The organism is Clostridium celatum (assembly GCF_021412605.1).
GTDB classification, from domain to species: Bacteria; Bacillota; Clostridia; order Clostridiales; family Clostridiaceae; genus Clostridium; species Clostridium celatum.
Window position 1 is genome coordinate 1 of record NZ_JAJKGM010000019.1, and the last position, 14,110, is coordinate 14,110.

Annotated in this window: 15 protein-coding genes and 1 pseudogene; 7 read left to right on the plus strand and 9 right to left on the minus strand. The window is 27.1% G+C overall.

Annotated elements, in window-relative coordinates:
- Positions 1-192: 192 nt before the first annotated feature.
- From LPC13_RS09380 to gltS, 5 genes are all read right to left on the minus strand, one after another.
- Entirely contained in the window at positions 193-1,578 is a 1,386-nt protein-coding gene (locus LPC13_RS09380) for an FAD-dependent oxidoreductase (protein WP_005215326.1), read from the minus strand.
- A gap of 484 nt (positions 1,579-2,062) precedes the next feature.
- Positions 2,063-3,277, minus strand: coding sequence for a peptidase T (gene pepT / locus LPC13_RS09385; protein WP_005215327.1), 1,215 nt, complete (start codon positions 3,275-3,277; stop codon positions 2,063-2,065).
- A gap of 60 nt (positions 3,278-3,337) precedes the next feature.
- On the minus strand, positions 3,338-3,670 hold the full coding sequence (locus LPC13_RS09390; protein ID WP_005215330.1) for a hypothetical protein: 333 nt from the start codon (positions 3,668-3,670) through the stop codon (positions 3,338-3,340).
- A gap of 85 nt (positions 3,671-3,755) precedes the next feature.
- Entirely contained in the window at positions 3,756-5,159 is a 1,404-nt protein-coding gene (gene pepV / locus LPC13_RS09395) for a dipeptidase PepV (RefSeq protein WP_005215332.1), read from the minus strand.
- Between the two features lie 217 nt (positions 5,160-5,376).
- Positions 5,377-6,573: a sodium/glutamate symporter gene (gene gltS / locus LPC13_RS09400; protein WP_234088761.1), complete on the minus strand. Its 1,197-nt coding sequence runs from the start codon at positions 6,571-6,573 to the stop codon at positions 5,377-5,379.
- A gap of 350 nt (positions 6,574-6,923) precedes the next feature.
- On the opposite strand from gltS, the gene LPC13_RS09405 reads away from it, so the two are divergent.
- From LPC13_RS09405 to LPC13_RS09420, 4 genes are all read left to right on the plus strand, one after another.
- Positions 6,924-7,073: a hypothetical protein gene (locus LPC13_RS09405; protein WP_005215336.1), complete on the plus strand. Its 150-nt coding sequence runs from the start codon at positions 6,924-6,926 to the stop codon at positions 7,071-7,073.
- A gap of 353 nt (positions 7,074-7,426) precedes the next feature.
- Entirely contained in the window at positions 7,427-7,702 is a 276-nt protein-coding gene (locus LPC13_RS09410) for a spore coat associated protein CotJA (protein WP_005215337.1), read from the plus strand.
- Complete coding sequence (locus tag LPC13_RS09415; protein WP_005215340.1) at positions 7,699-7,956, plus strand: spore coat protein CotJB; 258 nt, start codon at positions 7,699-7,701, stop codon at positions 7,954-7,956. The genes LPC13_RS09410 and LPC13_RS09415 overlap by 4 nt, the downstream gene beginning before the upstream one ends.
- Before the next feature lie 3 nt (positions 7,957-7,959).
- Positions 7,960-8,538 (plus strand): manganese catalase family protein, encoded by a 579-nt coding sequence (locus tag LPC13_RS09420; RefSeq protein ID WP_005215342.1) that lies wholly within the window; start codon positions 7,960-7,962, stop codon positions 8,536-8,538.
- Positions 8,539-8,599: 61 nt separating this feature from the next.
- Here the strand turns inward: LPC13_RS09420 and LPC13_RS09425 are convergent, their stop codons facing one another.
- Entirely contained in the window at positions 8,600-9,385 is a 786-nt protein-coding gene (locus LPC13_RS09425; RefSeq protein ID WP_234088762.1) for an HAD family hydrolase, read from the minus strand.
- Positions 9,386-9,438: 53 nt separating this feature from the next.
- Positions 9,439-10,197, minus strand: a complete 759-nt coding sequence (locus tag LPC13_RS09430) for a DeoR/GlpR family DNA-binding transcription regulator (protein ID WP_234088763.1) — start codon at positions 10,195-10,197, stop codon at positions 9,439-9,441.
- 231 nt (positions 10,198-10,428) lie between these two features.
- Here LPC13_RS09430 and LPC13_RS09435 point away from each other — a divergent pair, with 231 nt between their 5' ends.
- Together LPC13_RS09435 and LPC13_RS09440 are read left to right on the plus strand one after the other, a co-directional pair.
- Entirely contained in the window at positions 10,429-10,773 is a 345-nt protein-coding gene (locus LPC13_RS09435) for a PadR family transcriptional regulator (RefSeq protein WP_040420014.1), read from the plus strand.
- Positions 10,761-12,073 (plus strand): annotated as a pseudogene (locus LPC13_RS09440) (FtsW/RodA/SpoVE family cell cycle protein). Before LPC13_RS09435 ends, LPC13_RS09440 begins: the two are co-directional and overlap by 13 nt.
- 284 nt (positions 12,074-12,357) lie before the next feature.
- Here LPC13_RS09440 and LPC13_RS09445 read toward each other — a convergent pair.
- Together LPC13_RS09445 and LPC13_RS09450 are read right to left on the minus strand one after the other, a co-directional pair.
- Complete coding sequence (locus LPC13_RS09445; protein ID WP_234088764.1) at positions 12,358-12,837, minus strand: DMT family transporter; 480 nt, start codon at positions 12,835-12,837, stop codon at positions 12,358-12,360.
- A 15-nt stretch (positions 12,838-12,852) separates the two neighbouring features.
- Positions 12,853-13,275: a DMT family transporter gene (locus tag LPC13_RS09450; RefSeq protein WP_005215355.1), complete on the minus strand. Its 423-nt coding sequence runs from the start codon at positions 13,273-13,275 to the stop codon at positions 12,853-12,855.
- 130 nt (positions 13,276-13,405) lie between these two features.
- On the opposite strand from LPC13_RS09450, the gene LPC13_RS09455 reads away from it, so the two are divergent.
- Positions 13,406-14,092, plus strand: a complete 687-nt coding sequence (locus LPC13_RS09455) for a cyclic nucleotide-binding domain-containing protein (RefSeq protein ID WP_005215359.1) — start codon at positions 13,406-13,408, stop codon at positions 14,090-14,092.
- Positions 14,093-14,110: the final 18 nt, after the last annotated feature.

Below are 14,110 nucleotides of genomic sequence, written 5' to 3' on the forward strand. Positions count from 1 at the left end.
AATAAATTAATATATTTTAAATTATATTACATATTTGTATAAAATTAAAGACTACTGACACTTTGTCAGCAGTCTGATATATATTTGTTTATTATACAAATATATATACTCTTCTCTCTAATTTATAAGAAACCTTATTATTCAAATTATTTAAATTTTTTATAGTTATCTTTATACAGCTATATTACATTATTATCTCACAACAAAATTATATTGTAATTTATTTTCAATTCTAATATCTTGTTCAAAGTTGAAAAAATCACTTTTATCATATTTTTCTTTTACAAGCTTTAATAATTTAGAGTTTTTTCCATAATACTCTTCTTCATAATCATCAAGCTCGGCACAAGGAAAATTAACAAAAGCTCCTTTTGTTATAGATTTTATATACTTTAAGTTTTTTACAATCCAGTCTCTATTTGTAGGTGCATATTTAGCTTCTTCCCAAACTGATTGGAAACCTAAGATAAACCTTGCATCCCTATGATAAAATGCGGTATCCTCTTTACCCACATTCTTGATAGCTCCACCTAACCCATAAAAAGTAATAGCAGTATAAGTTGCCCCTTCGGCTCTATTTTCTATTATTTTTAAAAGATTCATAATCTCTTCTCTACTATAATCTCTATATACGAATCTTCCTGAACTTTTATATCTTTCATAATCTGGATGACTATCTTGAATTATTCTGTTAGCTTCAAGGACTGTCATATATCTTAAATTATAACTTCCACAACTAACTATATCTTTAATAGGTTTTAAAACTTCATTTGCTTCTTCTTTATTTCCATAAAACAACCCTACTATCTTTACTCCAATTCCTCTTTCACTTGAATTATACATAGCAAGCTTAAAATTTGCTCTTTTATCTAAAGTTTTATATTTTTCTTGCCAAACTTCTATTAGTTTTATATTTTCCTCAATGTCTATATTTTGAAAATCAATTTCTACTAATGTTGCCATTTCTATTTTTTGTGGCAATTTAAATGTCATAGAAGTAACTATACCAAAGTTTCCTCCACCACCGCCTCGTAAAGACCAAAATAAATCTTCATTACAGCTTTTATTACAAAGTAATGTCTCGCCTTTAAAATTTATAACTTCTGCTTCAATTAAATTATCACAACCAAGTCCTAACATTCTAGCTGAATATCCCCAGCCTCCACCTAGTGTAAATCCCACTACACCAACCGTTGGACATCCGCCTCCAGGAAAAGGATATCCCATTTGTCCTGTAAGCTCATATAACTCCCTATTACGAACTCCAGCTTCAATAGCTACTATTCCTTTTTCCTCATCTATGTAAATTCCATTCATTCTACTAATATCAATAACAATAATATCATTTCCTGTAGAATATCCCTCATAATGATGTGCACCACTTCTTATTCTTACATTTAATTTATTAACCTTTGCAAAATTTATAGCATTTTTTATATCTACCTCAGTATAACAATACACTATTACTAATGGGTATTTTTCAATAGCTCTATTCCACGCTTTCCTACATTCCTCATATTCAAAATCATCTCTTGTAACTATATCTCCAGTTAGCCCCTTATAATCAAAGTTAATCATGTTTCACCTCGCTAATGCTATTTACTTAAAATATATAAATAGTCCTTATATTTTTATCTATTGTATAATAATTCAAATTATAATATTACCTTTTTGATAATATCATAATTTAAACTATTTTATCCATATATTATTAATATTTTAAATATAATTTACTTAAAACTTACCTTTCTATAAAATCTTTAACTTCTTTTTTATTATTAAGAATTATCACATTTTTATCAGTACATCTATTTAATTTTTTCATCAAATTTTTCTTTTGGCGTTCCCACCCATCCTTTGTTCTAAAAAATTTTATCTAAATGATATAATGGTATATCTAATTTCCTAGAAAGTTCACGTGAAAAAGTTGATTTTCCAGCTCCACCACCTCCTATAACAATTATTCTCCTCATAAAAACTTCACCTCATTTTAAATTTTAACATAAAAATAAGCAGAGTATTTTATCTACTCTGCTTTTAAGCTAATACTAATTACATAAAATTATTTAGCATATCTTTTTAAAATCTCAATTATTATATTTGTAGCAATATCCATACCCTCTACTGTAATATGCTCATATTCACCATGGAATGCATATCCACCAGTTCCTAAGTTAGGACAAGGTAATCCCATATAGCTAAGTGTTGCTCCATCAGTTCCACCTCTAATTGGCTCAATTACTGGAGTTACATTTAATGATTTCATAGCATCTATAGCATTATCAATTAAATGCATACAAGGCTTAACATGTTCAACCATATTCTTATATTGATCTGTAATTGTTAATTTAACTCTACCTTCGCCATATTTTTCATTTAATAATTTTGCTATTAATTCCATAGTAGCTTTTTTAGATTCTAACTTACAAGCATCATGATCTCTTAAAATATATGTTAATGTTGCATGATCTGTATTTCCGTTAAAGCTATCTAAATAATAAAAACCTTCATACCCTTCAGTATGCTCTGGTCTTTCTCCTTTTGGTAGCATAGAATCAAATTCCATACCTACATAAGTTGCATTAATCATTGTATTTTTAGCTGAACCTGGATGAACAGAAACTCCATGAATTTCAATCTTTGCTGCTGATGCATTAAAGTTTTCATAAGAAATTTCTCCTTCTATTCCCCCATCAATAGTATAAGCAAAGTCAGCCCCAAAATTTTTAACATCAAACTTATGAGCACCTCTACCAATTTCCTCATCTGGAGTAAAGCCTATACATATCTTTCCATGAGGAATATTTTCATTTATTATTCTTTCACAAGCTGTCATTATTTCAGCAATACCAGCCTTATCATCAGCACCTAAAAGAGTATTTCCATCTGTAGTAATTAAAGTTCTTCCCTTTAAATTCTTTAAGTGTGGAAATTTTTCTACTGATAAAACAGTTCCATTTAAAAGAGTTAAATCTTCCCCATTATAATTTTCAACAACTTGAGGATTTACATTTTCTCCTGGTGCTGCTGGAGCAGTATCAACATGAGCTATAAGTCCTATACTAGGCTTACTTTCATATCCTGGAGTTGCTGGAATACTTCCATAAACATAACAAGTATCATCAACTCTAGCATCTGCAATTCCTATTTCTTTCATTTCTTCTACTAATATATTAGCTAAATCAAATTGTCTTTTACTTGAAGGAACTGTTTCTGATGCTGGATCAGAAGTTGTATATATCTTTGCATATTTTATTAATCTTTCATAAGCTTTCATTCTTTTGTCTCCTTTATATAGAAAATATTGCTTTAATTCAATAATATAACAAATTTACTTTTATTCAAATATATTATTTAATAACGGTACTATATTATAAACAGGCTCTTCATAAGGATGAACTTTTTTTATAACCTTTATTGCATTTTTTACATATTCAATTTTACAACGCACTTCCATTTTGCATTCTTTTCCTTCTGAAATTTCTCCTATAGTTCCATTATACGGATTGGCACCATCTAGCGATCTCCAATATCCTAATACTTCTGTTATTGAAGCACAATTATCATAATCTCCTATCTTACATGCTCCTATTTCATTTAATCCATTTCTTAAAACTTCTACAAATTCTATAGGAACATATATTTCTATTTTTACCTCAGTAAAATTCATCTACAGTTTACCTCCAACTAAGTGATGATTAAGCTTTAATTTAGATAATCTAAATAGTAATCAAAAGTTAAATTTAGAGCTTATCCTAGCTACAAAGTTCAATAATTGCTTGTGTAAATATTTTAGCACTAAGTATAAGCTCATCTATAACTGCAAATTCATCATTTCCATGCATATTGTTATCAGTTCCAGGCATTGTACATCCAAATGCAACTCCATTTTTTAAGTGATGCACATAAGTACCTCCTCCTATTGCAATACATTCACCTTTTTTACCACTATACATCTCATAGCATTTTAATAAAGTTTGAACAAATTCTGAATTTTCATCTACATGATGCCCTTCAAATACATGACAAGGTTCTAGTGTAATATCATTATCACTTAAATTCTTATCTATAACATCTCTTAAATTTTCATCATTTGCACAAAGTGGTGCTCTACAATCAAAAGTTCCCTTTAAGCTTGTAGTATTATATTCAAAAATAGTGAATGATAAAGTTAATTCACCTGATATTTCATCACTCATCTTAACACCAATACCTTTTCCTTTATAATCACCATGAGGTAATAGTTTACTTATAGCACATATCTTGTTAAACCCCTGACTTTTGGCAAATGGCATAGATGATAACAATTCTAATATTGCAGTTAATGCATTATTTGCACTTTCTGGATAAGCGGCATGACCACCTACTCCATTAGCATTTATTATACACTTATTATTTTCTTCAGTAACAGTGAAGTTTACTTTAGTTTTATTTGTAGCTTTATCACAGTATTCTAATATTATATCTTTGCTTAATCCTTCAACTACTGCATTTGCTTTATCTGGAATAACATTAACTTTAACTCCTGAATTTATAGAAGTAACCCTAGGAAGCGTTTCATCTTCTTTAAAGTTTGAATTAAAGTTTCCTTTTAATCCTCCCTTTTCAACATTTATCACTGGGAAATCCGCATCTGGCGAAAATGTCATAGGTGCTTCTTTTTCAATATTATAATAATATTCAATATCAGAACTTCCACATTCTTCATCAGTTCCTAATATTAATCTAACATTTTTATTTAAAGGTATATTTAAATCCTTAACTGCTTTCAATGCATATAAAGCCACTATTGCAGGGCCCTTATCATCAGCAGATCCTCTTCCATATAACTTACCATCTTTTATTAATGGCTCATAAGGATTAGTAACTGTCCATTCATTACCTGCTGGAACTACATCTAAGTGGGCTAATATATCTAAAGCCTTTTCTTTATCATTAAAATCAATAGTTCCTACATAATTATCATAATTTTTAGTTTTAAATCCCATATTTTCAGCCATCTTTAATGACTCTTCTAAAGCCTTTACTACACCTTCTCCAAAAGGCATACCTTCTTTAGCCTCTTGCCTATCACTTTTTATTCTTAGTATTTTGCAGATATCCTCTAACATTTTATCTTTATGCAAGTTAAAATATTCTTCAATTTGCTTTTTGTACATTTTAATCACCTTCTAATTAAACTTTATTTATTATCTTATTATACCAATATATTGATATTTAAAATACACAAATAAAAAACTTCACAAGTAAAACTAAAAATTTTATATTTATAAAAAAATAGATTATATCAAAACTATGTATAAATAATTAAATTTTATAACACTTTAACTATTTATATTTCTATTTTAATATAATCTATTCACTATATATATATTCTTAACTAAGTATATTTACAAACAAAGTTATTACTGCTGAATTTACAAAATCAACAAAAAGTGCTCCTACAATTGGAACAACAAAATAAGGTGTTGGTGCAAAACCATATTTTGTACTTAATGCATCCATGTTAGCTACAGCATTAGGTGTTGCTCCCATTCCAAAACCACAATTTGCAGATGCAAATACTGCTGCATCATAATCTTTACCCATTACTTTAAATGTAATAAAATATGCAAACATAGCCATAAGTAATGATTGTGCTACAAGCATTACTACAAGTGGAAGTGCTAAATCAAACAATTCCCAAAGCTTTAATCCCATTAATGCTATACATAAAAAATATCCTAAACTAATATTTCCTATTACCTCTATCTCTTTTTCTTCAATTTCTATCTTTCTTATATCACAGAAATTTCTTATAACAGCAGCAGCTATCATTGCCCCTATATATGAAGGGAATGTTAATCCACTATCTTGAATGAAGCCTGAAATAACTGACCCAATTCCCATTGAAATAAAAAGAAATGCTGAACCTTTCATAAGTCTTTTTTGACAAAGAAGTGCTTGATTGTCTTCATGGAAATCACTTAAAGGAATTTCCTTATCATGAGATTCTTTTGGTGTTTTTAAGTTATTGTTATCTATTAAACTCTTAGCTACAAAACCTCCAATGAAGCTTCCCATTACTAATCCAAAAGTTGCTGATGCAAAGGAAACAGTAGTTGCCCCCTTAACTCCAAGCTCTTCTAATAATGGTCCAAAAGAGCCTGCTGTTCCATGACCTCCTATCATTGAAACAGAGCCAGTACATAATCCTAATAAAGGATTTAAATTAAATAACTTTGCTAAAGTAGCCCCAACTATATCTTGAGATATAATTAAAAGTATGGCAAGCCCTAAAAATATAGCAACCTTAATTCCACCATTTTTTAATATTTTAAGACTAGCTGTAAATCCCACACTTGCAAAAAACGCAGTCATAAATAAATTTTGAAGTGTAGTATCCATACTTATAGTTGCTATATTAGTTAACTTTAATATTAATGTTATTATAGCAAACACTAGTCCTCCAACTACCGGGGCTGGTATACAATACTTTGATAAAAATTTAATCTTCGTTCTTAAATATTTCCCTAAATAATATACTGCTGTTACCAAAGCCATTGTTTCAAAAATATTAAATTTTAATTCCATCTTTTTCAACTCTTTCTATTTTAGTTTTCTTTGGTATAATTTTTCCTCTTATAAATTAATATTGTACACTAAATATAAAAATAATCAATTTATATTTTTACACCTTTTGCAACTCTTTATGTAATTAATTTTATTTTTCACTTATTAATAAAGCTTTTATATTAAAAATATATATTATTATGAAATATTTTTAATATTTCTTGCATTTTTTAAAATTTCACTTCATAATAAACCTTAAACTTATATAATTTAAATATTAATATAATTTAAAATTGCTATTACAAGTATAAGTATAAAATTATTTATTACAATAATTTTATACTTATAGTTTGTTGCAAAGGAGAATTAAAATGTATAACAAAAAAGAAATATTAAAATTCACTTGTCCCATTTGTGGAGAAGAAATGAAAGAATATGAATATGGTTATGATAACAAAGTTCATGGAAAAATTTATTTCAAGTGTGATTGTTGTGGGCATAAAGAAAGTAAAATAATTTAATTTTATTTTTATTTTTTGTATATTATCTTACAATATGGATATAATCGAAAATGTAGCTATTTGATTCTATAAATTTAATATTTATTTTAGCTATCTCCATTTATGGTTGCATATTTTACAGCTACTACTTTTACCAAATTTTAGCCACATTCCTTTTCCTCATTTGTTTAATTATTAGTAAATATATGCAACCATAATTATATATCTCTCTTAAAAATAAATGAAATAAGCTATAGTATATTCGGAGTGTACTATAGCTTATTTTATTTTTATTTTTATTTTTATTTCTACACATTTTTTTGTATTTCTACATAAAGTATTATTGAGATAATTTTACGAAGGGATATACTATTATGTACTATGAAAGAAACAATGACTGTATTGACTGCAGCGATTGTATAAACGATACTTCTGATGTAAATTGTAATGTTGCTTGTGCTAACCATAAGAAAAACTGTTATGAATCTTTTAAAGTTTTTTCTCCTAATATTTATGCTAAAGCAAATATAGTTTTACAACCTTACCAAAACTTATTTGATGTAAATTCAGCCTTTGATGCTGGAACCATATTTAAGGATCTTTATAATCCTTATTGTGATATTAAGTATTCAAAGGAGGCTAAAATATGAATCAACATGAGTGTTTAGAAGCAATAAGAAAATTACAATTTTATTCTTTGGAGTTAAATTTGTATTTAGATAATTTTCCTAATTGCAAAAATGCAACAGATGACTATAAACTAATTTCTTCAAAACTAAGAAAGTTAATTTGGGATTATGAACAAGAATATGGTCCTTTAACTAACTTTGGTACAGCGTATATTCAAAATCCTGAAGCTTGGATTGATACTCCTTGGCCTTGGGAAAATAATAAGGAGGATTAGTTTATGTGGTATTATGTAAAAACATTAGAATATCCAATTAATTTAAAATGTAATGATTTAAATATGGCTAAACTTTTAATTACTCAATACGGTGGACCAGACGGGGAGCTAGGGGCTGCTCTAAGATATTTAAATCAAAGATACACAATGCCTACTAATAAGTCTAAGGGACTATTAACTGATATAGGTACGGAAGAAATGGCTCATGTTGAGATGTTAGGAACTATGGTTTATCAACTAATGGAAAATGCATCAATTGATGAAATTAAAGCTGCAGGTTTAGCAGGTCATTATGCCGATCATGGAAAAGCTCTCTTTTATACTGATGCCACAGGTAATCCTTGGACAGCAACCTATATTCAAGCAAAAGGTGATGTAATTGCGGACTTACACGAAGATATGGCTGCTGAGCAAAAAGCTAGGACAACTTATGAATGGCTAATAAATTTAACTGATGATGCTGAAGTAAAAAAAATATTAGGCTTCTTACGTGAAAGAGAAGTTGTTCATTATCAAAGATTTGGAGAAGCATTAGTTAACGTTCAAGAAAATGTTAAACCTTCAGACCTTTACTGTAAATAAGCTAAATTATAACCTTCAGGTAGGGTTTTAACTTTACCTGAAGGTTATAATTTTTTATAATTTAGTTGTTTAGGAATGTTTTTATAGCATGTACAACGCCACTTTCATCATTACTTTTAGTTATAAATCTTGCAGCTTTTTTTAAATCATCATGAGCATTTTCCATAGCATAACTATGATATGCACTTCCCATCATTTCTAAATCATTTAAGTAATCTCCAAATACCATAGTTTCTTCAAAGCTTATTCCTAATTGTTCTTGAATTTCTTTTATTGCAACACCTTTGTTTATCCCTTTAGCCATTATATCTAACCAAAGCTGACCTGATACTGCAACTTGAGTTTTATCTCTAAAATCATCAAAATATCTATTACTATTATGCTCTGCACCATCAAAATCACAAATAGCTACCTTTAAAACTTCATCTTCTACCTTTGTTAAATCGTCAACTATTTCATATCTAGCATAATACTTTTCAGTTTGCTCAATTATTCTTTCATCATTACTTTCAATATATGCAGAGTTTTTTCCACAAAGAATTGCATAAGCATTATCAATATTTCTTACTACTTTTATTATTTCTCTAGCTAAATTAATATCTAACGGATTTACAACTAACTCCTCACCTTTATAAACTACAAAAGTTCCGTTTTCAGCTATAAACATCATATACCTATCTAAGCCTTTAAATCTTTCTAAAAGGTTATAATATTGTCTTCCACTAGCAGCTGCAAATATAATTTCCTTTTCTTTTAATTCATTAAAAATTTCATAGAATCCTTCTTGTATTTCATTTTTACTATTTAATAATGTTCCATCCATATCCGTTGCTATTAATTTAATCATAACTTCATCTCCTACTACTTAATTAAACTACCTATATATTTTTTATTATTAAATTAAAATATTATCTTTACCTCATGTTGTACTAACATTTTTTTAATACTATCTTCTGGTTCCTTTTCTGTTATAATATAATTTATATCATCTAAAGTTCCAAACTTAAAACTACCATCCTTATAAAATTTTTCATCATTCATTACTATATAATTTTTCTTGCTATTCTTTAAAATTTTATTTTTAGTAAATGATTCATCATAATTAAAGTTACTTATAAAATTCTCTTCTACATTAACTCCACCTACACCAATAAAAGCCTTATCTATCCTAACTTTTCCTATTTGATCTATAGCTCCAGCCCCTATAGTTCCACCTAATTTCTTATTATATTCTCCGCCTATTAAAATTACATCAATATTAGAATTATGATCAAATTCCATAGCTATTCTATTCATATTTGTTATCACTGTAATATTTTTCGTTGTACTTTTTAAGATAGTTGCAATTGTGTGATTTGTGGTAGATATATCTAAAAATATTATATCATTTTCCTCAATAATATCTAAAACTAACTTTCCAAGATATTCTTTGGATTCTAAATCAACGAAAACTCTTGATATAGTATTATCATTAAAAGACTTCTCTCTTTCTAATATTGCTCCACCATATGTTCTCTTTATCTTGCCTTCACTCTCTAACCTTTGTAAATCCTTACGAATCATACTTTCAGAAACATTAAATCTTTCACTTAGCTCTTTAACTAAAACCTTCTTATCCCTTTTAATTATTTCTAATATTTCATTTAGTCTTTCTTCCATAAACATAAGTAGATATCCTCTTCCCTACATAGATTTATTTTTCATATCAATTATTATTTATTCTCATTTATTATCATTTATTTTCACTTATTATAATATACCCTTTATTTTTATTTTTCAATAGTATATTGCTGTATTTTATCTTTTCATCGCTTTACTTTTCCATAATATACAAATATAATTATACATAGATATACTATGTATCTAACTACAATGTATGGTGGTGAATTTATGAAAATCAACAAAGAACTTTTAAAAGGAAGTACTACAGTATTAATATTAAGCTTACTTAATCGTAAAGATATGTATGGTTATGAAATGATTAAAGAAATAGAACTCCGTTCAAACGGCATCTTTTCATTTAAGGAAGGTACTCTTTACCCAATACTTCATAATTTAGAAAATGCAAATTACATTGAAGCGTATTGGGATAATTCTACAGGTGCTAGAAAAAGAAAATACTATAAAATTACTGAATGTGGAAAAGGTATATTACTTGAAAAAGAATCTGAATGGAAATTATTTAGCAACACAGTAAATAGTGTTTTATGGGAGGCTAAATTATGTCTAGTGTAAAAAATACTAAAGTTAATGAATATATAAATGAAGTTTGTAGCTTAATAAAAAATAAAAAAGTCCATGCTGAAATTAAAGAAGAATTATTGAGTCATATTGAAGATATTATTTATGACTCTATACAAAGCGGTATATCATTAGACGCTGCAATAGATAAAGCCTTGCTCCAAATGGGAAGTGCTGAGGTTATTGGTCGTGACCTAAATAAAGCTCATAAATGCAACTCTGATTGGATACTCTTAACAATGACTAGTGCTTTAATATTCTTTGGTTTTTTAACTACAGGATTTCTTCAATTTAATTCTTTTACATTAACTGAAGACTATTCTCCAAATTATTTTGGTAAATTATTAGTATTTTTAGGTGTGTCCATTGTTTTAGCACTATTAAGCTTAAAGCTTGATTATAGAAAATTAAAAAACTATTCACTTTCTCTGTATATATTTAATATTATTTTAATTGTGCTAACACTTTTTCTTTCTCCATATGTAAATGGTATGAGACGATGGTTATTTATAGGCTCTCTTTCTATTGATACTTTAACCATTACCCCTATTTTATTAATAGTTTCTCTTGCAGGAATCTTTGATAGTTATAATTGGAATAATAGAAAATCATTAATAAAAGGCTTTACTTTAGTATTTATACCATCAATGCTATTTTTAGCTACAAGTTCAATTTCTACAACATTAATATATTTAATTGCATCATTTACAGTAATGCATATTTCAGGACTTAAAACAAAGCATTTAGTTATGACCTTTAGTTTTTTTGCTACTATATTTTCATTAGCCATTTTTAGTGGTCCTTATTATAGAAAAGATAGATTCTTTGCATTTTAAACCCATTAAAAGATTCTAAAGGTTCTGGATGGATTTATAATCAATTAAATACTATAAGGAATTCTGCTACATTATTTGGTAATAGCATTAATATTAATAGTAATTTTATTCCTGACTCTAATATGGAATTTGTACTTACTTCTATAATTTATTGTTTTGGATGGATCGTAGGGATAATAATTATAGCATTAGTATTATCTTTTATTATAAGAATGTGCTTTATTTCTATTAATACTAAAAATACTTATGGAAAATTATTAGTAAGTGGTCTATGTTCATTATTTACAATTCAATTTATATTAAATATTTTAGCAAACTTTTCACTATCACCTATATTAGGCATAAGTATGCCTTTTATAAGCTACGGTGGAAGTCAATTAGTAATAAACGTAGTTGCTATATCTATAATTAATAATGTTTATAAATTTAGAAATACTCATTCTGAATTATCAAATTAGCAATAAATAAAATAATAAAGATAACATATAATTTTTGTTAACTCAAATTTATATGTTATCTTTATTTATATTGAATCTTCTATTTTGATATATCAATATAAACTTCTTTTTAATCTATTCTTACACCCTACCCTCATAATTTATTTCTTATATATATATTAATATCCTATCTTCACTTAAAGAATATGAAAATTTAAATATATTTGATAAAACTTTTCAATAGCTAAAAAAGTTAAATCCATAATATGCAATAATACTTATTACTACACATTATGGATTTATATCTAATTAATATTTTCTACTTCTTTTAAACTTTGATTTTCTATTTTATTTTCCTTTGCATCAACTCTTGAATTATAAAGTATTCCTAAAACTACAATAATTGCTCCTATAAGCTTTAGTATTGAAAAATCCTTCATTACAATTGCATCAATGATAATTGCGCAAAGCATTTGTCCTGAAAACATTAAAAGTGTACTATATACTACCGGTATTTTAGGTATTACTACATTCGAAGTATATACTACCATTACTCCAATAACTCCACCTAAAAATATGTAAAAAGGCATATTACTCATTTCCGCTATAGATGGTGCTATTTTACTTCCAAGTCCTATTAAAATAAACACTCCACCTATAAGCCCGCCTATATAATGAATTATTGTACTTTGTATTAAACCTATTTTCTTTCCAAGTGTTGAACTTACTACCATTGATAAAGTAGTTAACACTCCACCTAAAACAGCTAATAAAATCATTAACATATTAAAATCTCCTCCTTAAGCTATAGTCATAATAACTAATCCAATAAAAACTATCATAAACCCTATAAGCTTTTTAGGATTAAATTTATATTTAGTTAAACCAAATAATCCAAAATGATCTACTAATGATGAAAAGACAAGTTGTCCAAACACTGCTAATGCTGTAGTTAATGCAACTCCAATACTTCCTATTGTAATTACATTAACTAATGTAAGGGCAACTCCAAATATACCGCCAAGATATAAATAAAAAGGTAAACTTTCTTTTATTACAAATTTCTCTTTTTTAATTGCTGCAACTATGAGTATTGCAATAAGTCCCACTGCATGAATAATAACTACAGAATACGCACTTCCTACACGTGTTTCTAATGCTCCATTAAATGAAATCATAATAGAAATAAGTGCTCCAATTAATAATGCCAAAATATTATACATTTAAATTCCTCCAATAAAATTTCTAGAAACATATTATCAAATTCTTACACTTACAAATAGGACATTTGTCCTATTTAAAATTTAATAGTATAATATTTTTAACTAAAAATATCTTTTTTAAGGAGTCCTTATGAAAAAATTAAATAATCAAGCTCTTCTTAATTCCTATATAACTAAATACCAATTAAATAAATATTTAAATAAAAATTTACTGGAAAGCTTAGAAATCTATACTTTTGATAAAAATGAATATATCTGTACTCTAAACGAAGAATTAAACTATATGTATTTTTTGGTTTTTGGTAAAGCAAAAGTTACTACACTTTTATCAAATGGTAAGTCACTATTAATATGCTTCAACAATCCACTATCCACTATTGGAGATTTAGAGCTTTTAGATAATCCAATTGCCGACTGTAACGTAATAACTTTAGAAAAGTCTATTTGCCTTGGACTTCCAATAAACAAAATACATATTTATGGTTATAATGATCCTATTTTTTTAAGATTTATAATTTCATCCCTTGAAGAAAAATTGAGAAAAAATTCTGTGTATAGTTCAATAAATATTCTATATCCTTTAGAAAATAGATTTGCTATATATTTACTTTCCTCTCTACCATCTAATTTATCAGAAACTACTATAGAAATTGAAAATATAAACAATCTATCTCAACTTTTAGGTTCTAGTTATAGACATTTAACTAGAGTAATAAAAAAGCTGTGTTCTGATAATATTATTGAAAAAAATAAAAATACTATAAAAATATTAAACTTACCTTTACTACAAGAGCTAGCTAGCGATACTTATAGATAATATAAATATTATAAATTT

Coding starts and splice junctions, on each gene's coding strand:
- LPC13_RS09435 (WP_040420014.1), top strand. CDS start 10,429: ATGAAAATCAACAAAGAACTTTTAAAAGGAAGTACTACAGTATTAATA.
- LPC13_RS09415 (WP_005215340.1), top strand. CDS start 7,699: ATGAATCAACATGAGTGTTTAGAAGCAATAAGAAAATTACAATTTTAT.
- pepV (WP_005215332.1), bottom strand. CDS start 5,159: ATGTACAAAAAGCAAATTGAAGAATATTTTAACTTGCATAAAGATAAA.
- LPC13_RS09450 (WP_005215355.1), bottom strand. CDS start 13,275: ATGTATAATATTTTGGCATTATTAATTGGAGCACTTATTTCTATTATG.
- LPC13_RS09405 (WP_005215336.1), top strand. CDS start 6,924: ATGTATAACAAAAAAGAAATATTAAAATTCACTTGTCCCATTTGTGGA.
- LPC13_RS09420 (WP_005215342.1), top strand. CDS start 7,960: ATGTGGTATTATGTAAAAACATTAGAATATCCAATTAATTTAAAATGT.
- LPC13_RS09445 (WP_234088764.1), bottom strand. CDS start 12,837: ATGTTAATGATTTTATTAGCTGTTTTAGGTGGAGTGTTAACTACTTTA.
- LPC13_RS09410 (WP_005215337.1), top strand. CDS start 7,427: ATGTACTATGAAAGAAACAATGACTGTATTGACTGCAGCGATTGTATA.
- LPC13_RS09390 (WP_005215330.1), bottom strand. CDS start 3,670: ATGAATTTTACTGAGGTAAAAATAGAAATATATGTTCCTATAGAATTT.
- LPC13_RS09425 (WP_234088762.1), bottom strand. CDS start 9,385: ATGATTAAATTAATAGCAACGGATATGGATGGAACATTATTAAATAGT.
- LPC13_RS09455 (WP_005215359.1), top strand. CDS start 13,406: ATGAAAAAATTAAATAATCAAGCTCTTCTTAATTCCTATATAACTAAA.
- LPC13_RS09430 (WP_234088763.1), bottom strand. CDS start 10,197: ATGGAAGAAAGACTAAATGAAATATTAGAAATAATTAAAAGGGATAAG.
- gltS (WP_234088761.1), bottom strand. CDS start 6,573: ATGGAATTAAAATTTAATATTTTTGAAACAATGGCTTTGGTAACAGCA.
- LPC13_RS09380 (WP_005215326.1), bottom strand. CDS start 1,578: ATGATTAACTTTGATTATAAGGGGCTAACTGGAGATATAGTTACAAGA.
- pepT (WP_005215327.1), bottom strand. CDS start 3,277: ATGAAAGCTTATGAAAGATTAATAAAATATGCAAAGATATATACAACT.